Raw genomic sequence first — 24,111 nt, forward strand, 5'->3', positions numbered from 1 at the left:
GGTATTGAGCTATAGCTTGTCAACCAAGTATACTTTTTCGACCCTACTTCTCTGACAACTGCACCCGCCAGGAGCCCTTCCATGAAAACCACCCCGGTCACCGCCCAGGATCTGCAGCGCTCGGTCATCGCCGTGCCGCCGCTGGCCCGCAATGCCGACCTGTCGCTCAACGAATCGGCCAACAAGGCGTTGCTCGGCCACCTGGAAGCGGGCGGCGTGCGCAACGTCATGTATGGCGGCAACGCCAACTTCTACAACGTGGGTGTGAGCGAATATGCCCGCATCGTGGACATGCTGGCAAGCCTGGCGGGCCCGGACACCTGGATCCTGCCGTCGGTGGGCCCCGACTACGGCAAGATGATGGACCAGGCCGCCATCCTGCGCTCGCGCGCCTTCCCGACGGCGATGCTGCTGCCCATGTCCTTTCCGTACACCGACGCGGGGCTTGCCGACGGCGTGCGCCGTTTCACGGATGCGCTGGGCAAGCCGGCGGTGGTCTACATCAAGTCGGCGGACTACCTGGCGCCGGAAACCGCGGCGCGCCTGATCGAGGAAGGCCGCCTGGTCGCCTTCAAGTACGCCGTCGTGCGCGACGATCCGTCCGAAGACGCCTACTTGTCGGCGCTGCTGCAGGCCGTGGATTCGCGCTGGGTTGTCAGCGGCATCGGCGAGCGCCCGGCCATCGTCCACTACCGCCAATTCGGGCTCAAGAGCTTTACGTCCGGATCGGTTTGCGTGGCGCCGCGCGGGTCGATGCGCCTGCTGCATCTGCTGCAGGAAGGCCGCTACGACGAGGCCGAAGCCGTGCGCGAACAGTACCTCGGGCTGGAAGACTGCCGCGACAGCATCAGTCCCATCCGCGTGCTGCACGACGCCGTGACGCTGTCGGGCGTGGCGGACATGGGCCCGATGCTGCCGCTCTTGACCGGCATCTCCAGCGCCGAGCGCGAACGCGTGGCGCCCGTGGCCCGCGCGCTGGCCGCCTGGGACCGCGAGACCGCCACGGCGTGACGGCCGCGGCGCGCCGGACCCGCATTGCGGGTACGATGAGCGCCGTCCGCGTGTCGCAGCAGTCTGTCAGGGCCTGTTCCCCGCGCGTGGACAGGCCCTACTACCAGGAGGTTACGTGGCTCGACCCAAAGCATCCCCCCAACCCGCGCCGACTGCGTCCGGCGACCCGGAGGCGTCCGCCGCGCCGGTGCTGGAACGCGGGCACCGGGTACGGCTGGCGGACCAGCTTTACGGCCAGATCTTCGAACAGATCGTCTCCGGCGGACTGAACGTCGGCGACAAGCTGCCCTCCGAAAACGAAATTTCCGAACGCTACGGCGTGTCGCGGCCGGTCGTGCGCGAAGCGTTGCTGCGGCTGCGCGCCGACGGCCTCATTACCGCGCACCAGGGCTTGGGCACCTTCGTGAGCCACCAGCCCGCGCCGCGCCTGAAGGCGTTCAACGACGTGCAGAATGTCGGCGCCTATCTGCGCGCGCAAGAGGTGCGCGTGGCGCTTGAAGGCGACGCCGCGCGCCTGGCGGCCTTGCGGCGCACCGACGAACAGCTGGGCAAGATCGCCGACGCGCATGCGGCATTTGCCGATACGCTTGCCAAGGGCCAGGTGTCGGCGGAAGCGGACCTGGCGTTTCACGCCAGCATCGCCGAGGCCAGCGGCAACGACTTCTATCTGGGCGTGCTGGAAAGCATCCATGAATCCATCAGCGGCTTCATGCGCCTGACGCTCAATCTGACGCGCACGGGTTCGCGCCAGCGCGCGCAGCGCGTCGTGGACGAGCACGCGACCATCCTGGAAGCGATCCGCGAACAGGACGGCGAACGCGCGCGCGTCGCGATGCAGTTCCATCTGGGCCAGGCCCGTCACCGGTTGGTCGACCGGGACCGGGACTGACGCCGCCAACGCCGCCCGCCACACAACAAGACAACAGGAGACAGACAGTGTCAGGGAACGGAGCAAACGCCACGGCCGTGCCGGTGGAAGAGGTGCGTGAGCAGATCTTGCAGGTGCTGATGGCGTGGGGAATGGCCGAGGATCTGGCCCACACCACGGCCGGCCTGATGGCGCGCACGGACCTCTTCGGCATCGATTCGCACGGCATCTCCATGCTGCCCGCCTACGAGGAAAAATGGCGCGCCGGCACGCTGCGGCTGGACGCTCGCGCGCGCGTCGTGCGCGACAGCGGCGCCAGCGCGCTGATCGACGGCATGGGCGGGCTGGGCTATCCGGTTGCGGCGCAGGCCATGAACCTGGCCGTGGACAAGGCGCTGGAGCATGGCGTGGGCGCCGTCTCGGTCTGCAACTCGCATCACTTCGGCGCGGCGGGCGTCTACGCGCGCATCGCGGTCGAACGCGGCGTGGTCGGGCTGGTCACCAGCAGCGCAAACGGCGTCATCATGGTCCCCACGCGCGGCGCGATGCCGATGCTGGGCACCAATCCCATCGCGTTCGGCGCGCCCGCGGCCTACAACGAGCCCTTCGTGCTCGACATGGCCACGACCACCGTGGCGGCCAACAAGGTCAAGGTCTACGACTTCCTGGACAAGCCCTTGCCGCCGGGCTGGGCGGTGGACGGGCAGGGCGCGCCGGTCACGAACGCGGACGACGCGATGCAGTTCATCTTCAAGCGCCCGGAAGGCGGCCTCACGCCGCTCGGCGGCACCACCGCCATGAGCAGCCACAAAGGCTATGGCCTGGCGATGATGGCGCAGATCCTGGGAGGCACGCTCAGCGGCAGCGCGTTCGCGGCCCGTCGCGCCGCCACGCGCCGTCCCGGGGAGCCCGACGACGTCGGGCACTTCTTTCTCGCGCTCAATCCCGACGCCTTCCGCGCGGCTGGGTCGTTCGAGTCGGACATGGACGACATGATCGACGCCATGCACGACACGCCGCCGGCCGACCCGGCCGAACCGGTGCTGGTGGCCGGCGAGCCCGAAGCGGCCGAGCGCGTGCGCCGGCTGCGCGAAGGCATCCCGATTCCCGCGGCGCTGGCCGAACGCCTGCGCGGCATCTGCGAGCGCGCCGGCACGCCGTACCTGCTGGATCCCGCCTGAGTCCGTGTTGGAGATCGCGCCCCGACGGGGCGTCTTATGGTATGAACACGCATTGACCCCGCCACAGAGCAGAGGAAGCGAGACATGAGCCATTCCAACAATCGCAAGAAACCCGAAGACCTGCGCAGCCACCGCTGGTACGGCGTGAAGGACCTGCGGTCCTTCGGCCACCGGTCGCGGACCGCGCAGATGGGCTATCACCGCTCCGATTACGCGGGCAAGCCGGTGATTGCCATCATCAACACCTGGAGCGACATCAACCCCTGTCACAGCCACTTCAAGCAGCGCGTCGAAGAGGTCAAGCGCGGCATCTGGCAGGCGGGCGGATTTCCGGTGGAGATGCCGGCGATGAGCCTGTCCGAGCCCTTCCAGAAGCCCACCACGATGCTCTACCGCAACCTGCTGGCGATGGAGACCGAGGAACTGCTGCGCTCGTATCCCGCCGATGGCTGTGTGCTGATGGGCGGCTGCGACAAGACCACACCGGCGCTCATCATGGGCGCGGTGTCGATGGACCTGCCCACCATCTTCGTGCCGGCCGGGCCGATGCTGCGCGGCAACTGGAATGGCAACACGCTGGGCTCGGGGTCCGACACCTGGAAGTATTGGGCGGAACTGCGCGCGGGCAACATCACCGAGGAAGATTGGCAGGGCGTGGAAGACGGCATCGCGCGTTCGCCCGGCCATTGCATGACGATGGGCACGGCGTCCACCATGACGGGCGCGGTCGAGGCCCTGGGCTTGTGCCTGTCGGGCGCATCCTCGATCCCCGCACCGGATTCACGCCACGCGCAGATGGCCAGCCTGACGGGCAAGCGCATCGTCGACATGGTCTGGGAGGACCTGAAGCCCTCGGACCTGCTGACCGCTGCCTCTTATGACAACGCCGTGCGCACCGTGCTGGCGTTGTCGGGCTCGACCAATGCCGTGGTGCACCTGATCGCCATGGCGCGCCGCAGCGGCTTCGGGCTGGACCTGGACCGCTTCGATCACCTGGCGCGCACCACGCCCGTCCTGGCCAATCTGCGGCCGGCGGGCAAGTACCTGATGGAAGACTTCTACTACGCCGGGGGCCTGCGCGCGATGCTGGTGCAGCTGGGCGACCTGCTGGACACCGCGCAGCGCACGGTGGATGGCCGCACGCTGGGCGAGAACATCGCGGGGGCGCGCATCTTCAATGAAGACGTGATCCGTCCGCGGGCGCAGGCGCTCATCGAACGCGATGGCCTGGCGGTGCTGCGCGGCAATCTTGCGCCCGATGGCGCGGTGATCAAGCCGCCCGCGATGGAGGCGCGCCTGCAGGTGCACACCGGCCGCGCCGTCGTCTTCAAGGATTACAACGACATGGCCGAGCGCATCGACGATCCGGATCTGGACGTGGATGCCGATAGCGTCATCGTGCTGCAGAACGCCGGGCCGCAAGGCGCGCCGGGCATGCCGGAATGGGGGCAGCTTCCCATCCCGCAAAAGCTGCTCAAGCAAGGCGTGCGTGACATGGTGCGCATTTCCGATGCGCGCATGAGCGGCACCAGCTATGGCGCCTGTGTGTTGCACGTCGCACCCGAATCGTATGTGGGCGGACCGCTCGCGCTGGTCAAGGACGGCGACCGCATTACGCTGGACGTGCCGAACCGCCGGCTGGACCTCTTGATTCCGGACGCGGAACTGGCCGAGCGGCGTGCGGCCTGGCAAGCGCCGCCGCCCCGCTTCGAGCGCGGCTATGGCGTGCTGTATCTCAAGCACGTCGGCCAGGCCGACACCGGCTGCGACTTCGATTTTCTGCAGTCCGAGGAGCGCGCGGCGCCCGCGGGCGAGCCCGAGATCCATTGATGCCGATCGTCCGGGAGACACGGCATTTTTTTCTGACATGAAGGCGGCAATGAACTCACCTCTTCCCAATCGTTTCCGGCAACGCATCCTGGCCCGCGAACGGCTTATCGGATTCTGGATGTGCATGTCCAGCCACATCACCGCCGAGCTCGTCGGCCTGGCCGATTTCGACTGGCTGCTTCTGGATGGCGAGCATTCGCCCAACGAGGTGCCGATGTTCCTGCAGCAGCTCCAGGCCCTGCAGGGCAGCGCCAGCGCGGCCGTCGGCCGTCCGTCCTGGAACGATCCGGTCGAGATCAAGCGCCTGCTGGATATCGGGTTCTACAACCTGCTGATTCCCTTCATCGAATCCGAAGAGGATGCGCGCCGCGCGGTGGCCGCCACGCGTTATCCGCCGCAAGGCATCCGTGGCGTGGCAGGTGCGCAGCGCAGCAACCGATATGGCACGGTGCCCGACTACCTGCACACGATCAACGACAACATCTGCGTGCTGTTGCAGATCGAAAGCCGTCCCGGCATCGAGGCCGTGGATGAGATCGCCGCCGTCGAGGGCGTGGACGGCGTGTTCATCGGCCCGTCGGATCTGGCGGCGGCGCTTGGCCATCTGGGCAATCCCGGCCACCCCGAAGTGCAGGAAGCGATCCGCCATCTGTACCAGCGGGTGACCGCGCAGGGCAAGGCCGTGGGCATCCTGGCCCCCGTGCATGCCGACGCGCGGCGCTACCTGGACATGGGGATGCACTTCGTGGCCGTGGGCACCGACCTGGGCGTGTTCAAGCAGGCGACCTTCGCGTTGCGCGAGGCGTTCCCCACCTGAGGCCCAGGTTCGCTCAAGCCTCCAGCGCCAGCAGCTCCGCGACGGTCTGGCGCCGGCGGATCAGGCGTGCCTCGCCCTTGTCCAGCAGGACTTCGGGCGCCAGCGGGCGGCTGTTGTAGTTCGAGGACATCGACGAGCCGTACGCGCCGGCGTTGTGAAAGACCATGAAGTCGCCGATGCGCGGACGCGGCAGCAACTGGTCGGACATGACGCCGCCTTCGTTCTGCGTGAACACATCGCCCGATTCGCACAGCGGACCAGCCACCGCGATGCGCGTTTCGGGCGCGTCCTGGGGCTGTGAACCATCCGGCGCATGCACCGAGATCCGGTGATAGCTGCCGTACATGGCCGGGCGCATCAGGTCGTTAAAGCCTGCGTCGACCAGCGCGAAATCACGCTCGGGACGGCGGTTGATGGCATGCACCTCGGCGACCAGCACGCCGGATTCGGCGATCAGGAAGCGCCCGGGTTCGATCTCCAGGCGGATCTCATGCCCCAGGTACGCTGCGATCCGCTGGCGCGCCGCATCCCATTGCGAGAAGTAGTGGTCGCAGTCGATGCGCGGCTCGCCATCGCGGTAGGGGATCGACAGCCCGCCGCCCGCCGAGATGGCCTCGATGTCGTGATCCAGCGACTTCACCACGTCCACCATGGCATCGCACACGCTGGACAGATGGCCGTAGTCGACACCCGAGCCGATGTGCATGTGCACGCCCACCAGCTTCAGGCCGTGGCGGCGCACGATGGAAATAGCCTCGGCCACGTCGCCGATCCAGATGCCGTGCTTGCTTTGCGGGCCGCCGGTATTGGTCTTGTTGCTATGGCCGTGGCCAAAGCCGGGGTTGATGCGCAGCCAGACGCGATGGCCCGGCGATGCCTTGCCCACGCGGTCCAGCATGTCCAGCGACCCGGCGTTGACCGTGATGCCGTGCTTGAGCGCGGTGGCCAGCGTGGCGTGGTCGATGAGGTCCGCCGTGAAGACGATGCCTTCGGGTTCGCTGCGCGGATCAAAGCCGGCCGCCAGGCTGCGCTCGATCTCGCCCAGGGACACCGCGTCCACCACCACGCCTTGCTCGCGCATCAGGCGCAGGATGTGCAGGTTGGAGCACGCCTTCTGGGCGTAGCGGATCGTATCGAAGCGGCGCAATTGCGCAATGCGTTCGCGGATGACGGCGGCGTCGTACACCCAGAGCGGCGTGCCGTGTTCGGCGGCAAGTTGGGTGAGCTGGCGCGGATCGAAGGTCATGATGGAAGCGGAACCGTGAGGAAAGTGAATCGAAGGCGGCATGATGCCTGCCCTACGTCATCCAGTAAAATGCTTTGATTTTCGGGATCGATTCATTCCTGATATGGAGTTGGGATGCTGACGCATCGCCACATTGAAGTCTTTCGTGCCGTGATGATCGCCGGCAGCGTGACCCGCGCGGCCGAGTTCATGAACACGTCGCAGCCAACCGTGAGCCGCGAGCTGGCGCGCATGGAACAGACCATCGGCTTCGCGCTGTTTGAACGCGTCGCGGGGCGTCTGCGGGCCACCAGGCCCGCGCTGGCGCTCTTTGAAGAGGTGCGGCAGTCCTACGCCGGCCTGGAGCGCGTGGCGTCCGCCGCCGCGCGTCTGCGCGCGTTCCGGGAAGGGCAGCTCTCGGTGATCTCCCTGCCGGCGTTCTCGCATTCGATCCTGCCCGATGCGTTTCTGCGCTTTCACGGCCGCCACCCCGGGGTAAGCCTGTCGGTCGAAACGCAGGAGTCGCCGCTGCTGGAAGAATGGCTGACCGCGCAGCGCTACGATCTGGGCCTGACCGAGCAGGATTCGGCTCCCGCCGGCACGCGGCTGGAGTTGCTGACTCAGGTTGATGAGGTCTGCGTGCTGCCTGACGGCCATCCGCTGCTGGCCCGCGCGGCTCTCGGCCTGGCCGATTTCGAAGGGCAGGCCTTCGTCAGCCTGTCCGCCAACGATCCCTACCGCGTCCAGATCGACGAAGCATTCGCCCAGGCGGGCGTGCTGCCCCGGTCCATCGTGGAAACGCCCACGGCGGTGTCGGTTTGCACGTTCGTGCGTCAGGGGCTGGGCGTGGCCATCGTCAATCCGCTGACGGCGCTGGACTTCGTGGGGCGGGGGCTGCACATCCGGCCGCTGACGCGGTCGTTTCCGTTCCGCGTCAACGTGGTGTTTCCGGAACATCGACCCGGCAACCCGCTGGTCGGCGCCTTCATGGAATCGCTGCGCGACGCCGCGGCCGCCATCGAGGCCAAGCTGGCAGCCGCGCAGGGCACGTAGCAGGGACGGTGGCCTGTGGCGTCTTGCGGCCGCGAAAACCGGCAGCCAACAAAAAAAGGATGCCCGCGGGCATCCTTCTTCATTTGCCGTATTCGTGACGCCCCGAAAACCGGGGCGGCAGAATGGCTTAGGCCAGCGCCTTGATGGCGGCAGCCAGGCGGCTCTTGTGGCGAGCGGCCTTGTTCTTGTGGATGATGTTCTTGTCAGCCACGCGATCGATCACGCTGGTGGCCTTCTGGAACACTTCGCCAGCCGCAGCCTTGTCGCCAGCGGCGATGGATTGGCGGACGCGCTTGATGGCGGTGCGCAGCATCGAGCGCAGGCTGGAATTGTGCTTGTTGCGCTCAACGGATTGGCGAGCGCGCTTGCGGGCTTGGGCGGTATTGGCCATGTTGCTTTGTAAGTTGAATTCGGCAAAGTCGAACATTGTAGCAAGCCCCGTGGGGAATGCAAGCTTTTAATGTCGCTTCAACCGATGGAGCGCCCGTCAACCGGGCGGGAGGGCGCTGCTGGGAAGAATTCCCGGGTTGGAGAACCCTTGCGAGTGATCCTCTTGAAAACGCGAGGAAAATTCGCGGCGCCTACTGGATAAAAACACGGTGCGTAGTATACAACGGAAAGCGCCGCGCCCGGCAGACCTTCGTGGCCGCCGTTGTCAGGCCGCGACGCTGATGGACACGAACCAGGGCGTGAACCGGCGCACCTGGATCGGCATCAGGTCCTGCAGGCTGTCCAGCGCGGCGTCGGTGTCGTCCAGGGGGAAGTGGCCTGACACGGGCAGGCCCCCGGCGGCCATCGACACGCGCAGGGTGCCGCTGCGATAGGGGCGCAGGGCGGCGATGACTTCCGCCAGCGGGCGGCCGCGGGCTTCGACCCACCCGGACTCCCAGGCGGCTTCGGCCATCAGTTCGGCACGGGGGGTGTCCATGCGGGCATTGTCGAAGCGGGCGCCGGTGCCGGCGCGGATGGTGCCGTGAGCGCCCGACATGGTCTCGACTTCGACTTCGTGCTCGTGCACGACCACGACCGTTCGTTGCGCCTGCTGGCGCACCATGTAGCGGGTGCCCAGTGCGCGGACCGTGCCCTGCGCCGTCTGGACCAGGAACGGACGGCGGGCGTCCGGCGCGACCGACACCGTGACGGCGCCATCGAGAAGACGGACCTGGCGGTACGCGGCTGTGAAATCCAGGTCGACGCGGCTGCGGGCGTCGAGCAGGAGCTGGCTGCCGTCGGACAGCAGATAGCGGCGGCGTTCGCCGGTTGCCGTGGCTGCGTCGGCGGCGACGTTGTTCAGCGGGTAGAAGGCGTTGCCGACGTAAGCGGCGGCCGCGCCCGTACCGGCGAGCGCAAGCGCACCAGTCAGGAATCGGCGGCGGGGCGGCATGATGGCCGCGGGCGGGGGAGGGATCAGCGAGGCGGCCGCGCCCGAGGCGCCGCCGCCGCTGCCGGTGGCGTAAACATCGCCAAGCCGGCCGAACGACGATCCCGCCAGGGTACCCGTCAATTGCTGCCAGGCGTTCTCATGGACAGGGTCGGCCGCTCGCCACGCCAGGAAGTCGTTGTAGTCCTGGGCCGTTGCTTTGCCGGAGCGCAGCAGTAACAGCCAATTGATCACCTGGTCCGCCATGGGTTGTCCTTGGGCGTACTTCACTTCATATTCCCGCCAGCCGGGGCCAGCAGGGGGTCCTCTCAGTCGCAATTTTTAAATCATAAAGGTTTTTTACCAAAGATTACGGCCCGCTTGTCAATTCTTGACGAATTTAGTGCGAAAAGCCGGCGTTTGGCCGGCTTTTGGATGGCAATGTAGCCCAAACAGGGGGAATTACGGCTTCGGGCGTCGTCCGAAGTCCCTGGGGCGAAATCCAAACAGTAACAACATGCCGAAATACACCACGCCGCTGGCGGCCAGAACGCCGGCCAAAAGGAGCGCGCGCTGGCCGGCATGCGCCTGCAGGGCGATCCAATCTATGCGGGTGTCCGCATACCAGAGCAGCGCGGCCAGTCCGGCCAGGGCGGGCACCAGGCGCAAGGCAAACGCCGTCCAGCCTGCGCCCGGCTGGTAGACGCCACGGCGGCGAAGGCCGATCAACAGCGCCAGGGCATTCAGGCACGCGCCCAGGCCGATCGCCAGGGCAAGTCCGGCATGCGCCAGCGTGGGGACGAGCGCCACGTTCAGCAGCTGCGTCACCACCAGCACGGCGATGGCGATCTTCACGGGCGTGCGGATGTCCTGTTTGGCGTAAAACCCGGGGGCCAGGATCTTGACTGCAAGCAGGCCGATCAATCCCGCCGAGTAGGAGATCACCGCCAAGCGCGTCTGCAACACGTCCTGCGCGTCGAAGGCGCCGTAATGGAACAGCGTGGCGACCAGCCCATCGGACAGCAGCGCCATGCCGACGGCGGCGGGCAGGCCCAAGAGCAGGACCAGGCGCAGTCCCCAGTCGAGCAGTGCGCTGTAGCCGCCGTGATCGTCGCGGGCGTGCGCGGCGGACAGGCTTGGCAGCAGGACGGTGCCCAACGCCACGCCCAGGAGCGCCGTGGGAAATTCCATCAGGCGGTCGGCGAACGACAGCCACGTCACGCTGCCGGGCGTCAGCCACGTCGCGATATTGGTGTTGATGAGCAGCGAGATCTGCGCGACGGATACGCCCAGCGTGGCGGGCGCCATCTGCTTGAGGATGCGCTGCACGGTGGGATCGGCCCAGGCCTGGCCAAAGCGCAGCGAAAACCGCGGCGTGAGGCCCAGGCGCGCCAGCGCGACCCACTGAACGGCCAGTTGCGCCACGCCGCCGATCATGACGCCGACCGCCAGCGCATACACCGGCACGTCCATGCGCGGCGCAAGCCAGATGCAGGCGCCGATCATGGACAGATTCAGCAGCACGGGCGTGAAGGCCGGAACCGCGAAGCGGCGCCACGTGTTGAGCACGCCGGACGCGAAGGCGATCAGGGACATGCAGAGGATGTAGGGGAACATCATCCGCGTCATCCAGACCGCCGCGCCGAATTCGGTGTCGCGCGCCGCCCCGCGCAGGCCGCTGGCCATCGCCGACACCACCCAGGGCGCCGCGATGATGCCGATCAGCGTGACCAGCATCAATGCGGCGGTCAGCAGCAGGGCGACGCGGTCCAGCAGCGTGCGGACTTCGTCCTCGGAGCGGTTGTTGCGCGCGGCGCCCAGGATGGGCACGAAAGCCTGGGCGAAGGCGCCTTCGGCGAACAGGCGGCGCAGCAGGTTGGGAATGCGGAAGGCAACCCAGAACGCGTCGGTAATGGGGCCGGCGCCAAAGGCGCGGGCCACCAGGATGTCGCGGACCAGGCCGGAAATACGGGACAGCAACGTGAAACTGCTGACCGTGGCGGCCGAACGGAACAGGCTCATGGATGACTACTGAAGAGAATGCGGGCCGGATCGCCGCGGAGGAGGGGGACGGAATGCCGGCCGCCAGCACGGCCGGCCCAGGCGGGCCGGCCATTGCGCTGGATTACTTCGGCGGCATGCGGATGGCGCCGTCCAGACGGATCGTTTCGCCGTTGAGCATGTCGTTGGTGATGATGCTGTGGACCAGCTTGGCGTAGTCTTCGGGCCGGCCCAGGCGTGCGGGGAAGGGGATGCTGGCGGCCAGCGAATCCTGCACTTCCTGCGGCATGCCGAAGATCATCGGGGTGCCGAAAATGCCCGGGGCGATGGTCATGCAGCGGATGCCGGTCTTGGCCAGGTCGCGCGCGATGGGCAGCGTCATGCCGGCCACGCCCGCCTTGGAGGCGGCATAGGCCGCCTGGCCGATCTGGCCGTCAAACGCGGCGACCGACGCCGTGTTGATCATCACGCCGCGCTCGCCGGTGGGCTCGGGCGTATTGGCGCTCATGGCCTCGGCGGCCAGGCGCATCATGTTGAAGCTGCCGATCAGGTTGATCGACACGACCTTCTGGAACAGGTCCAGCGGATGCGCGCCGTTCTTGCCGACGATCTTGGCGGCGGGGGCAACGCCCGCGCAGTTCACCAGACCGAACAGCGAGCCCAGTTCCAGCGCGGCGGCCACGACCTTCTTGCCGTCGGCTTCCTGCGTCACGTCGCAGTGCACGTAGCGCTGGCCGAGTTCCTTGGCGAGGGCTTCGCCCGGCTCGTCCTGCAGGTCGGCAATGACGACCTTGGCGCCATTTTCAACCAGCATGCGGGCGGTGCCGGCGCCCAGGCCGGATGCGCCGCCGGTAACGATGAATACCTTGTTCGCGATTTCCATGTGTGTACCACCAGATCAGTTCAAGGGAAGGAAGGCGGCGCGCCGGGCGCCGGATGCGACAAGGCCTTCGGGCCAGGGCCGGAACGCGGTGCGTCCGGCCGGCGCCGAAGGCCTTTGGGCCGTCGAGGCGCCGATCAGCTTTGAACGGCTTCGAACAGGCGCGACTTGATTTCGTCGACCGCGCCCACGCCGGAGATCTTGCGGTACTTGGGGGCGGCGGCGGGATCCTGCTGCGCCCAGGCCGAGTAGTAGTCGACCAGGGGACGGGTCTGTTCGCGATAGACCGACAGGCGGTGGCGCACGGTTTCCTCGCGGTCGTCGTCGCGCTGGACCAGGTCTTCACCGGTGACGTCGTCCTTGCCTTCGGTCTTGGGCGGGTTGAAGCGCACGTGGTAGCTGCGGCCGCTGGGCTGGTGCACGCGGCGGCCGCTCATGCGTTCGATGATGTCTTCTTCGGGAACGGCGATTTCCACGACGTAGTCCAGCTTGACGCCGGCGCTCTTGAGCGCGTCGGCCTGCGGGATCGTGCGGGGGAAACCGTCGAACAGGTAACCGTTGGCGCAGTCGGGCTGCGTCAGGCGATCTTGCACCAGGCCGATGATGATCTCGTCGGAAACCAGGCCGCCGGCGTCCATGACCTTCTTGGCTTCGATACCCAGCGGGGTGCCCGCTTTCACGGCGGCGCGCAGCATGTCGCCGGTGGAGATTTGGGGAATGCCGAAGTGCTGCGTTAGAAACGCAGCCTGGGTGCCTTTGCCGGCGCCGGGGGGTCCGAGCAAGATGAGACGCATGAGTGCTCCTGAAGGGGTTTATTTTTTGTGATCCGGGGGATTATGCCGCAACGCAGCAGCCAATGCGGGGCTGCGCCATGCGAAATAACCCTTATATCGGTTTGCTGTAGATCAAGCGGACGCGCTCCAGGTCGGCCGGGGTATCTACCCCGCCTGCAGGAGGCGTCGACGCCCGATGGACGACGATCGTGTGGCCATGCTCCATGGCGCGCAGTTGTTCCAGCGATTCGAAGCGTTCCAGCGTGCCTTGCGGCAGCGTGGGGAACCGGCGCAGGAACGAGGCGCGGTAGGCGTACAGGCCGATGTGATGCCAGGCGGGCAGGCCGTCGGCCAGCACGCGGGCGCCGCCCGCCAGCGCGTCGCGCGCCCACGGAATGGGGGCACGCGAAAAGTACAGCGCGCGATCGTCCGCGGCGCAGACGAGCTTGACGACGTTGGGATTGAACAGCGCCTCGGCGTCGGCCAGCGGGCACGCGCAGGTGGCGATGTCCGCTTGCGGATAGGCCTGCAGCTTGGCGGCGACTGCGTCGATGAGTTCGGGTTCGATGAGGGGCTCGTCGCCCTGCACGTTCACGACGATCGCGTCGTCGGGCAGGCCCAGTTGCTCGACCGCTTCGGCCAATCGGTCCGTGCCGGTGGGGTGGTCGCCGCGGGTCATCAGGGCGCGCAGCCCGTGCGCCTGCACCGCCTGCTGCACGCGCAGGTCATCGGTCGCGATGAAGATCTGCGAGGCGCCCGACAGCGCGGCGCGATCCGCGGTGCGCACGACCATGGGTTTGCCGGCGATGTCGGCAAGCGGCTTGTCGGGCAAGCGGGTCGAGGCGGTGCGCGCCGGAATGATGGCGATGAAGCTCACGATGCGGCGGTCAGCGGGGGGCTGCGGCGTCGTCCAGCGCGCGCGCTTCGGACTCCAGCATGACCGGAATGCCGTCGCGGATCGGGAAGGCCAGGCGATCCGCACGGCAGATCAGCTCGGCCTGCTGGCGGTCGTGTTCGAGGCGGCCCTTGCACAAGGGGCAAACGAGGATGTCGAGAAGGCGGGATTCCATGACCGGGATTCTAAAACAGTTTTGCCGCCGGACAGCGCGCGGCTCGTCGGTGTTGCGGCAAGCCGCCGGTTACGCCGCTGGGTTGTGACCCCGTTTTTTGGCGCCGCCGTTCTGGCCTCGGCCCGGGCGCGCTTTTCGGGCGTGCAGCGCGTCGGCCAGCCAGTCAAAGAGCGCCGGGTCGGAGAACGCGGCTTGCACGGGCACTTCCCACAGCCGGGGATCGTTCAGGGCGCCGCATTTGATGGCGTCCTTGGCGGTGACGAGGATGACGTCGGCGTCCAGCGCCTGGAACGGCGACGTGGCGTAGTCGTGGTGGTCGGGTAGCGGGAGCGTCGCGGACAGCGTGATGCCGGCTGCCCGCAGCGTGGTGAAAAAGCGCTCCGGATTGCCGATACCGGCCGCGGCCGCGATGCGGGGCTGGCCGGCAAAGGCGGACAGCGGCTGCGTGTTGCGTCCCCCGATATGGCGCGCCAGACCGGGTTCGAGCCACATCTGGACCTGGCGCGGAGGGGCGCTTTCGGTGTCTGACACCCTGGGGAGACGGCCGTCAGGCTGCGAACGTGCCGCAAGGGTGTCAGACACGGACAGAGGGGTGTCTGACACCGCAGGACCGGCGCCGGGCGTGCCGATATTGGTCACCACGGCGTCCACGTCGGCCAGCCGGCTGGCGGGCTCGCGCAGCGGGCCGGCGGGCAGCAGGCGCCGGTTGCCCACCCCGCGCAGGTCCTGCACCACGATTTCGATGTCGCGCGCCAGCGCCAGGTGTTGCAGGCCGTCGTCCGAGACGATGACGTCCACCCGGGGATGGGCGTCGAGCAAGGCCTGGGCGGCAAGGGCGCGCCTGGGGTGGATGGACACCGGCGCACCGGTGGCGCGGGCGATCAACGCCGGTTCGTCGCCGAAGCGGGCGGCTTCCAGGTCGCCCAGTCCGACGCGGGGGTGGGGGCCGACCTTGACCCCATAGCCCCGGCTGACCACGCCCGGCGTGTAGCCGCGCGCCCGCAGGTTCTCGACCGTGGCGATCACCATCGGCGTCTTGCCCGTGCCGCCGACGTAGATGTTGCCGATCACGACCACCGGCACAGGGGCGCGGTACGCCACCTTGGCGCCGCTGGTGTAGCGTTCGCGCTTGCGCGCCACCGCCCAGGCGGTCAGCGCGGACAGGGGGCGCAGGGCGGTGGACAGCCAGCCGCCGCGCTGCCATTGGCGGGCCAGCAGTGATGCGCGTCTGTTTTTCAACGGTTGGTCTGGGCAGCGAAGTTGACGCGGCCGATGCCGGCGAGGCGGGCGGCTTCCATGATGTTGATCACGGACTGGTGGGTGGCCTGGGCGTCGGCGTTGATGATGATGAGCGGCTCGGTCTTGCCGGCCGCGGCCTGGCGCAGGGCCTCGGCGATTTCGGGCGGGGTCGAGACGTCGATCAGGGTGCCATTCAGGGCGTAGCGGCCATCCTGGCTGACCGCGACTTCCAGCGCGGGCGGCGTGTCCTGTTCGGAGGACGCCTGCGGCAGCGTTACCTTCAACTGCGTGAAGCGCGTGAACGAAGTGGTGGCCGCCAGGAAGATCAGGATGACCAGCAGGACGTCGATGAGCGGGATCAGGTTGATGTCCAGCTCATCGCGTTCGCCCCGGGATCCGCGGAAATTCATGGACGGGCCTCGCGGGGGGCGCGCGCCGGCGCGAGGGCGCGGATCAGGCGCGAGGCGGCCTGTTCCATCGCATTGAGGTAGTTGTCGACGCGGCCGCGCAGGTAGCGGTGCGCGATCATTGCGGGAATGGCGATGAGAATGCCGAAACCGGTGTTGTACAGGGCGATCGAGATGCCGCGCGCCAATTGGGCCGGATCGCCGCCGCCGGGGGTGTAGGAGCCGAAGATTTCGATCATGCCGACGACGGTGCCGAACAGGCCCATCAGCGGCGCGACCACGGCGATGGTGCCGATGGCGGAAATGTAGCGGGAGAGATCATGCGCGACGGCGCGGCCAGTGTCTTCGACCACGTTGCGCAGCTCTTCGCGGGGCAGGTGACGGTGACGCATCACTTCGGCCAGCACGCGGCCCAGCGGCGAATTGCGTTCCAGCCGGTGGATCGATTCGGGTGTGTCCTGGTGATTGCGCAGCATATCGGCGACCTGATCGTTCAGGCCGCGCGGCATCACCAGGCTTCGGCGCAGGGACAGGAAGCGCTCGAAGATCAGCGCCAAGCCCAGCACGGATGTCGCCAGCAGGGGCCAGATGGGCCAGCCGGCCTCGCGCAAAATGGAAAGCAAAGCGTCAACTCCTGAGAAGCCGAAGGCGCCGGAGGGGGCGCGTCGTGGCGTCTGAATAAGCCGAAACTGTAACGGCGCGGCGCGCATGTGGCAAGGCGGGGCGATCCCAAACTATCCACAGAATCTGTGGATAATTCTGTGTAGAACTCAGCCAGAAGGCTTATGGGCACAGGGCTTGCGCTTGTTTGCTTCAATTGAGTGCAGCGGCTTATCGCATAAAAATATTTATAAATCATGCGCTTACACCGAATTTGCTGCGTTTCTGGGCCGTTGCTGCAAATTCCTGGGGACGCGGTATCATTGCGGCCCGCTCCGCCTGCCCTGTGGACAGGTTCGCATCGGAAAGCCCCATGACAATTGAACTCCCAGTCACAAACAACGCATTTGCGCGGGAAATCCTTACAGTTGCCCAGTTGAACCAAGCAGTGGGGCAGTTGTTGGAGCGCAGCATCCCGGCGCTGTGGGTGCGTGGAGAGATTTCCAACTTCACGCAGGCGGCATCCGGGCATTGGTACTTCACGCTCAAGGACAGCCGGGCCGCCGTGCGGGCGGTCATGTTCCGCAGCCGCGCCAGCGCCGTGGGTTTCGTGCCCCGGGCGGGCGACCAGGTCGAGATCCGCGCCCGGGTTTCCCTGTACGAGCCGCGGGGCGACTATCAGCTGCAGGCTGACGCCATGCGACGGGCAGGATTAGGCAATCTGTACGAGGCCTTTCTGCGACTGAAAGAGCAGCTTGCTTCCGAAGGGCTGTTCGATCCGGCCCGCAAGCGCGAGCCGGTCCGGCTGCCCCGCGCGATCGGCGTGATCACCTCGCTGCATGCGGCGGCGCTGCGCGACGTGCTGTCGGCGCTGGCCCGGCGGGCGCCGCAGGTTCCGGTCATCATCTATCCGGCCCCGGTTCAGGGTGCGGACGCCGCGAGCAAGCTGGCCGCCCAATTGCGGCTGGCCAATGAACGAGCCGAAGTGGATACGCTGCTGCTCGTGCGCGGCGGCGGCAGCATCGAAGACCTCTGGAGCTTCAACGACGAGGACCTGGCGCGCCAGGTGGCGGTCAGCGAGATCCCCGTCATCAGCGGCGTGGGCCACGAAACCGATTTCACCATCGTGGACTTCGTATCCGACCTGCGGGCGCCCACGCCCACTGCCGCTGCAGAACTGGCATGCGCGCCGCGCGCCGAATTGCTCGGCCGCGTCATGCAGACCCTGCAGACCATGGTGCGGGGCCAGCAACGGCGGCTGGAGCGGGCGGCGCAGCGCCTGGATCGCGCCACCGCGCAGCTCGTTTCCCCGGCGCAGCGCTTGCAGCACCAGCGCGAACGCTTGAACAGCCTGCAGTACCGGCTGGCTTCGGCCTGGTCGGCGCCGCAAGGCCGGCGCACCGCGCGGGTCAATCTGCTGGCGCAGCGCCTCAGTCATCGCGTGCCCGACACCGGCCGGGCCGCGGAACGCCTGGCCGGCGTCGTGCGTCAGTTGGGCCAGGCCCAGGCGCGATTGCTCGTCGAGCGTCGCAACCGGCTCGCCGCCGCGTCCGCGCAATTGCGCGCGTTGGATCCGGGCAACACCCTGGCGCGCGGTTACGCGATCGCTCGAGACGAGCAGGGCCGCATTGTTCGCGACGCGGCCGCGCTATCGGCGGGCCAGCCGCTGGACCTGAGCTTTGCGCAGGGAGGCGCGCAGGTCCAGGTGCAATCCACGCGTTCCACGCGCGACCCAAGCTGATCTTTCCGCGCCGCAAATCCTTTCCACCCAAACCCTGGCGGCAGGATGTTCCACGACAGAAATCTGAAATGGGCGGCTACCGGTCTGGCCGCGGCGATATGGGCAACGGGGGTTGGCTCCGTGGCAGCGGCGGCAGCGCCCGCAGCTACTGCGCCCTCAGTCACGCCGCCCGCAGCCGCAGCCGCCGATTGCAACTGTGCGTCGCCGTACCGCGAATATAAAAACGCCGACACCCCGCAAACCGAGGCGCTGTTCGCGGCGGTCAGCCGCAACGACGAGGCGGCGTTTCTGGCCGCGCTGGCGCAGTTGGAACGCCCTGGCGACTATGCCTTGAATGGCGTGCCGTTGCTGCACGCTTTGCTGATGCCGCCCCGCGGCCTGCGATCGCAGTACGTGTATTGGGACCTGACGCCGGAAGATTCCGCGCGGCTGCGCCAGGCCCACGAGGCCGGCCTGCCGGCCCGCGCGCGGATGCTGGCGGCATTGCTGGCCACCAAACCCGCGCTGGATGACATCACGTACGAGTCGCGGCGCCCGCCGCTGCACCTGGCCCTGCTGTACGGCTCGCCAGAGACGGTGGAGGCGCTGCTGGCCGCGGGCGCCAACCCGGACCAGCGCGGCGACGCCAACGAAACGCCCCTGGAATTCCTGCTGAATCGCGATTTCGAATATGCGGTGCGCATGACCTACCTGCCGCGCCTTGTCGATCGCAAGAACATGACGCGGATGGTGGTTGCCTTGTTCGGCGCCGGCGCCAGCCGTCCCTATGCGGCGCTGGACGCTGCGGACAAGGCCGCCGCGTCGAGCGCAATGACGGACGGACAAGGCCGGGTGCGGCCGGCGGCCGACTTCCTGTGCTGGCTCCCGTTGGTGGAATTGACCGAAGGGGCAGAAGCGCTGCGCGCGTTGGCCGCTTCGGGCAGCCGTCCCGCTTATGAAGAGGAGCTGACCGCGCTGGCGTTCGCCGCCTACCAGGGTGATGCGCAGGCGGTGTCGTTCTTGATGGAGCAGGGACCGCGCACGATCCCCGCCACGGGGTGGGGCGAGAGCGGGGAACGCGATGTGTGGCTGGACGCGGCGCAGGCGGCGGTCGAAGGCGGGCACCCCGAGGCCGCCGGGTTGCTGCTGCGCGCGGACATGCCCTTTGCGCAACGCGGCCCGCAGGTGGGCTCAGGCGGTCTGCTCTTCGCCAAACCCGAGATGGGCAACCGGCCCATCATGAACCTGGCCGCACAGCGCGGCGACGCGCTGACGGTGCGGCGCCTGCTGGCCCTGGGGGCGTCGGTCGATGGCGACGCCGCGGAGCCGCATGGCAACACACCGCTGGCCGATGCCGTGCAAGCCGGCAAGCCTGACGTCGTCAAGACGCTGCTCGCCGGGGGCGCCGATCCCGGCTTGCGGCGCGATGGCTATGACCGCCAGTCGGCGCTGGACGCCGCGGTGCGGGCCGGGGACACGACGCTGCTGCGCACCCTCTTGTCCGCGATGACGCCCGGCGCCTTGCGCGCGGCGCTGCAGGATCCCGGCAACTCGCCGGTGGCGCAGCTGTTGCGGCAACCGGGCGGGCAGGGCGCGGCGGTCCTGCGCATGTTCGCGGACGCGGGGTTCGACATGAAAACCCTGGACGCGGGCGCCATCCGCCAGGCGCTGGAAAACAGCGATACGGCGCTCGCCCTGATGCTGATCGACGCTGGCGTGCCGGTGAATCCGCCGGCGCCGGCGGCCGGGCGGAATGCCGCGCCAGCGGGGGCGGAGGATGCGGGCGGCACGCCGCCCCTGTTGCTGGCGGCCACGTCCGGCCACGTCGCCGTCGTCGACGCGCTGCTCGCCAAGGGCGCGGACCCGGCCGCCATCGCACCGGACGGCGAGAGCGCCTTGTATTGGCTGATCGGCCGTCAGGACGCCACCATGCTGGATCGGCTGCTGCGCGCCGGCGCCCGCTTCGACGACCCGCGGCTACCGGCAGCGCCCAACCCATACGCGCTGCTCAACGCCGCCGTGGCGTCAGGCGACATCGACATGGTGCGCCGCGTGAGTGCCGCGAATGGCCAGGCGATTGCGCAGGCCTGCCTGCCGGACAACGCCGAGTTCGTGCTGGTCGACAAGCCCCGCTACTTTGCGCAACTGCATGCGGCCGGGTTCACCGGCCACGAATCGGCATGCGCGCGTGATGGACGCCGCCTGCCCGAGCGCGTCGTGTCGATGCTGTTGCAAAGCCGGCAACTGATCACCGCGCGGCACGAGACCGTGGTCCAGGTGCTGCGCCAGTTCAAGGACGCGGGAACCGATCTGGACGCGCCGGTGGCCGGCGACGACACGCCGCTGACGGCCGCGATACGGCTGGGCCGCCAGGACCTGGCGAATGCGCTGCTGGAGGCGGGCGCGAGCCCTGACGCCGGCGCCGCCTCGGGGCGTGGGCCTGCATGGGTTGCGCTAGAAACCGGCCAGCCCGGGATGCTGGCCTTGCTGGCGCGCCATCACGCGCGGTTCGATGCGGCTGTCGCGCCGTCCGGGCAGTCGTTTCGCATGGCGCTCGTCTGCCAGTCCGATCCGGTCTTCGCGCAGACCCTGCAGGACGCGGGCGTCACGCTGCAGGCGGACTGCGCGCCACCGGCCGCGCAAGGCCCGCGCCTGGGCGCGAAGGCCGCGAACAAATCCACCGAAGCCATCCGCGTTCCCGGGCACTATTTTCTGAGCGGTGTTCGGGAGGTCGGCAGCGAATTGCTGCTGCGCGAGGACGGCAGCTTTGAATACTTCCTGAGCTATGGCGCCGTCGACATCAACGCGCACGGCGCCTGGCGCGCCGACGGCAAGCAGATTTTCCTGGATACGCCGCCGCTGCGGCCGTTTTCAGCCATCGCCAGCGTGCGCGCCGACAGGCTGCCCGCCGAGCCCGGCATGCTGACGGTGCGGGTGTATCACCGGGGCAGGCCGGTCAGCATCGATGTGGCGGCGTCGTCGGCTGATGCCGATTACGGCGGCGGGCCGCGCCGATCGGAAGGCGCGGACGGCGTCAGCGTGCCCATTGCCGAGGGCGCGCTGAAGTCCCTGGCCGTATTCGTGCCGTTGCCGGCTGGCGAACGCTGGCATGAAGTGGATGTGAGCCGCATCGATCCGGCCACGCGGTCCATTCGCATCGATATCGACGTGCCGGACGGCGCGGCCAGCGCGCCGCTGCACAAAGTCCTGGCCGTGGCCGACGACGGCGCCTTGGTCGAGACGGCCGGCGGCAGGGAACTGCGCTACACGAAGTGACCAGATGCCCGCGGTCGCTCGCGGGCGCGGGGACGGCCCGGTAATAAGCATGTGCCCGTTAACCCCGCGCCAGCGCGGGGTTAACACGGTATCCTCAGGAGTTGCCGATACAATTGACCGGCTTGATCGTGCTCTCAACAGAAGGAACCATCACATGGCACATACTCTTCCCCCCCTGCCTTACGAACTCGACGCCCTGGCGCCGCACATCTCCAAGGAAACGCTGGAGTTCCACTACGGCAAGCATCACCAGACGTACGTCACGAATCTGAACAACCTGATCCCGGGCACGGAATTCGAAACGCTGTCGCTGGAAGACATCGTGAAGAAGTCCTCGGGTGGCATTTTCAACAACGCCGCTCAGGTCTGGAACCACACCTTCTACTGGAACAGCCTGGCTCCCAAGGCCGGCGGCGCTCCCACCGGCGCGCTGGCTGACGCCATCAACGCCAAGTGGGGCAGCTTCGACGCCTTCAAGGAAGCCTTCAACAAGTCGGCTGCCGGCAACTTCGGTTCGGGCTGGACCTGGCTGGTCAAGAAGGCCGACGGCTCGGTCGACATCGTCAACACCAGCAACGCCGCCACCCCGCTCACGACGGCCGACAAGCCGCTGCTCACCTGTGATGTCTGGGAACACGCGTACTACATCGACTACCGCAACGCGCGTCCCAAGTATCTGGAGAATTTCTGGGCACTGGCAAACTGGGATTTCGCGGCCAAGAACTTCGCCTGATCTCCAGTTCCGGGCGCCATGCGGCCCCCGCGCCGCACCCCGTGAAAACGACCCCTCGCCCCGGCGAGGGGTTTTCTTTTGTTCAGGAAAAATTCAGTTTCGAAAACCCGTGTCGACTGTCGATTTCATTACACGAAACTGACACGGGAACTGGCTTCTCTTCAGGGTAAGCCCTAGGCCAAACGTCGCTATCGTTTCCTCCGGCCTGCGCCTGCACCCCGGAGCGCAGGGCTGCGGCAACGCCGCCATAAGCCGGGGCACTCACAGGGAAGGGAAGCATGTTGCGGTTATTTTCGGGAATGCGCATCGGGTCACGCCTGACGGGCGCGTTTTTGCTGGTGGCGGTGATAGGCGGGGCGATCGGGGCGTTCGGCGTATGGGGGCTGTCGCGCATCAATGAAATGAATGACAGGCTTTACGACACCGAACTGCGCGGCATTTCGGATCTGAAGGAAGCCAACCTCAACCTCATCTACGCGGGGCGTGCGCGTAACGCCTACTTGGCCGCATCCTCCGAGGACGCGCGGCTGGCGCTGCGCAAGCAGTTCGACGATGCGGTCAAGACCATGGACGGCCTGCGGGACAAGGCGGCCGAGAATTTCTACGGCGAACCGGCCAAGCGCCTGCTGGCGCAATTCAATGAAACCGAGCAGGCATGGAAGCGCGAGGCCATGGCGTTCTTCGAGGCGGCCAAGTCGCAGCCGTTGACGCAGACCGACGCACGCGTGGCCGAGATCGACAAGCGCGTCATCGCGACGTCGCAAAAGCTCGATGATCTGATGACCGACCTGGCGGTCAACAAGGAAAAGTCCGCCGAGCTTTCCGTGCAGGACGGGACGGATCTCTACAACACGGTTCGTGCTGTCATGATCGCGCTTGCGATCGCCGGCGTGGCCATCGGCATGCTGCTGGGATGGCTGGTGACGCGAGGCATCGTGCGTCCGCTGAGCGAGGCCGTGTCGGCGGCGCGCCAGGTGGCCGCGGGCGACCTGACTGCCGATATCCGCGTTGCCACGCGCGACGAAACCGGCGACCTGATGGCGGCGCTCAAGGCCATGAACGAAAGCCTGGCTCGCATCGTCAAGGACGTGCGCGACGGCTGTGAGAACATCGCTTCGGCGTCGTCCCAGATCGCGCAGGGCAACTCCGACCTGTCGCAGCGCACGGAAGAGCAGGCGTCCTCGCTGGAAGAGACCGCGGCGTCGATGGAGCAACTGACCAGCACGGTGCAGCAAAACGCCAACAACGCCGGGGAAGCCGACCGTCTGGTCAGCCAGGCGTCCAGCGTTGCCGTGCGCGGCGGCGAAGTGGTCGAAGGCGTGGTGCAGACCATGAGCGCAATTTCCGACAGCTCGCGCCGCATCGCCGACATCACGGGCGTGATCGACGGCATTGCATTCCAGACCAACATCCTGGCGCTCAACGCCGCGGTGGAAGCCGCGCGTGCGGGCGAGCAGGGCCGCGGCTTTGCCGTCGTGGCGGGCGAGGTGCGCACGCTGGCCCAGCGTTCCGCCGTGGCCGCCAAGGAAATCAAGGCCTTGATCGATGAATCGGTGACCCGCGTCGAAGGCGGCACGCGTCAGGTCGACGAAGCCGGACGCACGATGCGCGAAGTGGTCGACAGCGTGCGCCAGGTTGCAACCCTGGTGCGCGAGATCTCGGGCGCCTCGGAAGAGCAATCGGCCGGCATCGGCCAGGTGAATCAGGCCGTGTCGCAGATGGACGCCGTGACCCAGCAGAACGCCGCCCTGGTCGAGGAAGCGGCAGCAGCCGCAGCCAGCATGCAGGAGCAGGCCACCCGCCTGGCGCAGGAAGTGCGCCGCTTCAAGGTCGATGCAGGTGGTGCGACGGCGGTTCAGGCGCAAGCCCGGTTGCTGCCGTCGGAACGCACCGCCGCGCGCAAGCCCGCCGCTGCCGCGCCGGCCGCGCGCCCGGTGCAGGCCCGGCCCGCGCTGGCCAACGCCTCGCAGGACGACGACTGGTCGTCCTTCTAAGGCGGACGGCCGCCGCGATGGGCGGCGGCCGTTCGGTTACGGGTCAGGAGGGGATGGTATGGTTGGCAACCCG

21 protein-coding genes are annotated in these 24,111 nt (G+C 67.6%); 10 read left to right on the plus strand and 11 right to left on the minus strand.

Going from position 1 to position 24,111, the window contains the following annotated elements; all coding sequences use genetic code 11:
• Positions 1-81: 81 nt before the first annotated feature.
• From FBY20_RS22265 to garL, 5 genes are all read left to right on the plus strand, one after another.
• Positions 82-1,011, plus strand: coding sequence for a dihydrodipicolinate synthase family protein (locus FBY20_RS22265; protein ID WP_142054648.1), 930 nt, complete (start codon positions 82-84; stop codon positions 1,009-1,011).
• Between the two features lie 115 nt (positions 1,012-1,126).
• Positions 1,127-1,900 (plus strand): FadR/GntR family transcriptional regulator, encoded by a 774-nt coding sequence (locus FBY20_RS22270; RefSeq protein ID WP_142054650.1) that lies wholly within the window; start codon positions 1,127-1,129, stop codon positions 1,898-1,900.
• 47 nt (positions 1,901-1,947) lie between these two features.
• Entirely contained in the window at positions 1,948-3,060 is a 1,113-nt protein-coding gene (locus tag FBY20_RS22275; protein ID WP_142054652.1) for an Ldh family oxidoreductase, read from the plus strand.
• Between the two features lie 84 nt (positions 3,061-3,144).
• Entirely contained in the window at positions 3,145-4,890 is a 1,746-nt protein-coding gene (araD, locus tag FBY20_RS22280) for an L-arabinonate dehydratase (RefSeq protein ID WP_142054654.1), read from the plus strand.
• A gap of 49 nt (positions 4,891-4,939) precedes the next feature.
• A complete protein-coding gene (gene garL / locus FBY20_RS22285) occupies positions 4,940-5,707 on the plus strand; it encodes a 2-dehydro-3-deoxyglucarate aldolase (protein WP_142054657.1) in 768 nt (255 codons plus the stop codon).
• A gap of 13 nt (positions 5,708-5,720) precedes the next feature.
• Here garL and lysA read toward each other — a convergent pair whose 3' ends face one another.
• On the minus strand, positions 5,721-6,953 hold the full coding sequence (gene lysA / locus FBY20_RS22290; RefSeq protein ID WP_142056153.1) for a diaminopimelate decarboxylase: 1,233 nt from the start codon (positions 6,951-6,953) through the stop codon (positions 5,721-5,723).
• 114 nt (positions 6,954-7,067) lie between these two features.
• On the opposite strand from lysA, the gene FBY20_RS22295 reads away from it, so the two are divergent.
• Positions 7,068-7,985 (plus strand): LysR family transcriptional regulator, encoded by a 918-nt coding sequence (locus FBY20_RS22295; RefSeq protein ID WP_142054659.1) that lies wholly within the window; start codon positions 7,068-7,070, stop codon positions 7,983-7,985.
• Positions 7,986-8,112: 127 nt separating this feature from the next.
• Here FBY20_RS22295 and rpsT read toward each other — a convergent pair whose 3' ends face one another.
• The 10 genes from rpsT to FBY20_RS22345 all read right to left on the minus strand — a co-directional run bounded on the left by rpsT (position 8,113) and on the right by FBY20_RS22345 (position 16,338).
• Positions 8,113-8,376, minus strand: coding sequence for a 30S ribosomal protein S20 (gene rpsT / locus FBY20_RS22300; protein WP_043542310.1), 264 nt, complete (start codon positions 8,374-8,376; stop codon positions 8,113-8,115).
• Positions 8,377-8,640: 264 nt separating this feature from the next.
• Complete coding sequence (locus FBY20_RS22305) at positions 8,641-9,612, minus strand: FecR domain-containing protein (protein ID WP_056324243.1); 972 nt, start codon at positions 9,610-9,612, stop codon at positions 8,641-8,643.
• 195 nt (positions 9,613-9,807) lie between these two features.
• A complete protein-coding gene (gene murJ, locus FBY20_RS22310; protein WP_056324247.1) occupies positions 9,808-11,367 on the minus strand; it encodes a murein biosynthesis integral membrane protein MurJ in 1,560 nt (519 codons plus the stop codon).
• A gap of 103 nt (positions 11,368-11,470) precedes the next feature.
• Entirely contained in the window at positions 11,471-12,229 is a 759-nt protein-coding gene (locus tag FBY20_RS22315) for a 3-hydroxyacyl-CoA dehydrogenase (RefSeq protein WP_056324250.1), read from the minus strand.
• Positions 12,230-12,363: 134 nt separating this feature from the next.
• A complete protein-coding gene (adk, locus tag FBY20_RS22320) occupies positions 12,364-13,020 on the minus strand; it encodes an adenylate kinase (protein ID WP_056324253.1) in 657 nt (218 codons plus the stop codon).
• Between the two features lie 91 nt (positions 13,021-13,111).
• Complete coding sequence (gene kdsB, locus FBY20_RS22325; RefSeq protein WP_142054661.1) at positions 13,112-13,876, minus strand: 3-deoxy-manno-octulosonate cytidylyltransferase; 765 nt, start codon at positions 13,874-13,876, stop codon at positions 13,112-13,114.
• Between the two features lie 10 nt (positions 13,877-13,886).
• Positions 13,887-14,069 (minus strand): Trm112 family protein, encoded by a 183-nt coding sequence (locus FBY20_RS22330; protein ID WP_056324258.1) that lies wholly within the window; start codon positions 14,067-14,069, stop codon positions 13,887-13,889.
• A 69-nt stretch (positions 14,070-14,138) separates the two neighbouring features.
• Positions 14,139-15,308 (minus strand): tetraacyldisaccharide 4'-kinase, encoded by a 1,170-nt coding sequence (gene lpxK / locus FBY20_RS22335; RefSeq protein WP_142054663.1) that lies wholly within the window; start codon positions 15,306-15,308, stop codon positions 14,139-14,141.
• Positions 15,305-15,718, minus strand: coding sequence for a biopolymer transporter ExbD (locus FBY20_RS22340; RefSeq protein WP_062840673.1), 414 nt, complete (start codon positions 15,716-15,718; stop codon positions 15,305-15,307). The genes lpxK and FBY20_RS22340 overlap by 4 nt, the downstream gene beginning before the upstream one ends.
• Positions 15,715-16,338, minus strand: a complete 624-nt coding sequence (locus FBY20_RS22345) for a MotA/TolQ/ExbB proton channel family protein (RefSeq protein ID WP_056324265.1) — start codon at positions 16,336-16,338, stop codon at positions 15,715-15,717. Before FBY20_RS22345 ends, FBY20_RS22340 begins: the two co-directional genes overlap by 4 nt.
• Before the next feature lie 350 nt (positions 16,339-16,688).
• Here FBY20_RS22345 and xseA point away from each other — a divergent pair, with 350 nt between their 5' ends.
• The 4 genes from xseA to FBY20_RS22365 all read left to right on the plus strand — a co-directional run bounded on the left by xseA (position 16,689) and on the right by FBY20_RS22365 (position 24,038).
• Positions 16,689-18,056 carry an exodeoxyribonuclease VII large subunit gene (xseA, locus tag FBY20_RS22350; protein ID WP_142054665.1) on the plus strand — a complete coding sequence of 456 codons (1,368 nt, stop codon included), beginning with the start codon at positions 16,689-16,691 and terminating at the stop codon, positions 18,054-18,056.
• Positions 18,057-18,101: 45 nt separating this feature from the next.
• Complete coding sequence (locus FBY20_RS22355) at positions 18,102-21,311, plus strand: ankyrin repeat domain-containing protein (protein WP_142054667.1); 3,210 nt, start codon at positions 18,102-18,104, stop codon at positions 21,309-21,311.
• Between the two features lie 154 nt (positions 21,312-21,465).
• Complete coding sequence (gene sodB, locus FBY20_RS22360) at positions 21,466-22,044, plus strand: superoxide dismutase [Fe] (protein ID WP_056324270.1); 579 nt, start codon at positions 21,466-21,468, stop codon at positions 22,042-22,044.
• Positions 22,045-22,322: 278 nt separating this feature from the next.
• Positions 22,323-24,038, plus strand: a complete 1,716-nt coding sequence (locus FBY20_RS22365; RefSeq protein ID WP_142054669.1) for a methyl-accepting chemotaxis protein — start codon at positions 22,323-22,325, stop codon at positions 24,036-24,038.
• The last annotated feature ends 73 nt before the right edge of the window (positions 24,039-24,111 follow it).

Origin of the sequence: Achromobacter sp. SLBN-14, assembly GCF_006715415.1 — a bacterium.
Classification (GTDB): Bacteria; Pseudomonadota; Gammaproteobacteria; order Burkholderiales; family Burkholderiaceae_B; genus Achromobacter; species Achromobacter mucicolens.

Excerpts from the sequence above, each read along its gene's own strand:
- FBY20_RS22265 (WP_142054648.1), top strand. The coding sequence starts at position 82 with ATGAAAACCACCCCGGTCACCGCCCAGGATCTGCAGCGCTCGGTCATC.
- araD (WP_142054654.1), top strand. The coding sequence starts at position 3,145 with ATGAGCCATTCCAACAATCGCAAGAAACCCGAAGACCTGCGCAGCCAC.
- garL (WP_142054657.1), top strand. The coding sequence starts at position 4,940 with ATGAACTCACCTCTTCCCAATCGTTTCCGGCAACGCATCCTGGCCCGC.
- lysA (WP_142056153.1), bottom strand. The coding sequence starts at position 6,953 with ATGACCTTCGATCCGCGCCAGCTCACCCAACTTGCCGCCGAACACGGC.
- FBY20_RS22295 (WP_142054659.1), top strand. The coding sequence starts at position 7,068 with ATGCTGACGCATCGCCACATTGAAGTCTTTCGTGCCGTGATGATCGCC.
- rpsT (WP_043542310.1), bottom strand. The coding sequence starts at position 8,376 with ATGGCCAATACCGCCCAAGCCCGCAAGCGCGCTCGCCAATCCGTTGAG.
- FBY20_RS22305 (WP_056324243.1), bottom strand. The coding sequence starts at position 9,612 with ATGGCGGACCAGGTGATCAATTGGCTGTTACTGCTGCGCTCCGGCAAA.
- murJ (WP_056324247.1), bottom strand. The coding sequence starts at position 11,367 with ATGAGCCTGTTCCGTTCGGCCGCCACGGTCAGCAGTTTCACGTTGCTG.
- FBY20_RS22315 (WP_056324250.1), bottom strand. The coding sequence starts at position 12,229 with ATGGAAATCGCGAACAAGGTATTCATCGTTACCGGCGGCGCATCCGGC.
- adk (WP_056324253.1), bottom strand. The coding sequence starts at position 13,020 with ATGCGTCTCATCTTGCTCGGACCCCCCGGCGCCGGCAAAGGCACCCAG.
- FBY20_RS22330 (WP_056324258.1), bottom strand. The coding sequence starts at position 14,069 with ATGGAATCCCGCCTTCTCGACATCCTCGTTTGCCCCTTGTGCAAGGGC.
- FBY20_RS22340 (WP_062840673.1), bottom strand. The coding sequence starts at position 15,718 with ATGAATTTCCGCGGATCCCGGGGCGAACGCGATGAGCTGGACATCAAC.
- xseA (WP_142054665.1), top strand. The coding sequence starts at position 16,689 with ATGACAATTGAACTCCCAGTCACAAACAACGCATTTGCGCGGGAAATC.
- FBY20_RS22355 (WP_142054667.1), top strand. The coding sequence starts at position 18,102 with ATGTTCCACGACAGAAATCTGAAATGGGCGGCTACCGGTCTGGCCGCG.
- sodB (WP_056324270.1), top strand. The coding sequence starts at position 21,466 with ATGGCACATACTCTTCCCCCCCTGCCTTACGAACTCGACGCCCTGGCG.
- FBY20_RS22365 (WP_142054669.1), top strand. The coding sequence starts at position 22,323 with ATGTTGCGGTTATTTTCGGGAATGCGCATCGGGTCACGCCTGACGGGC.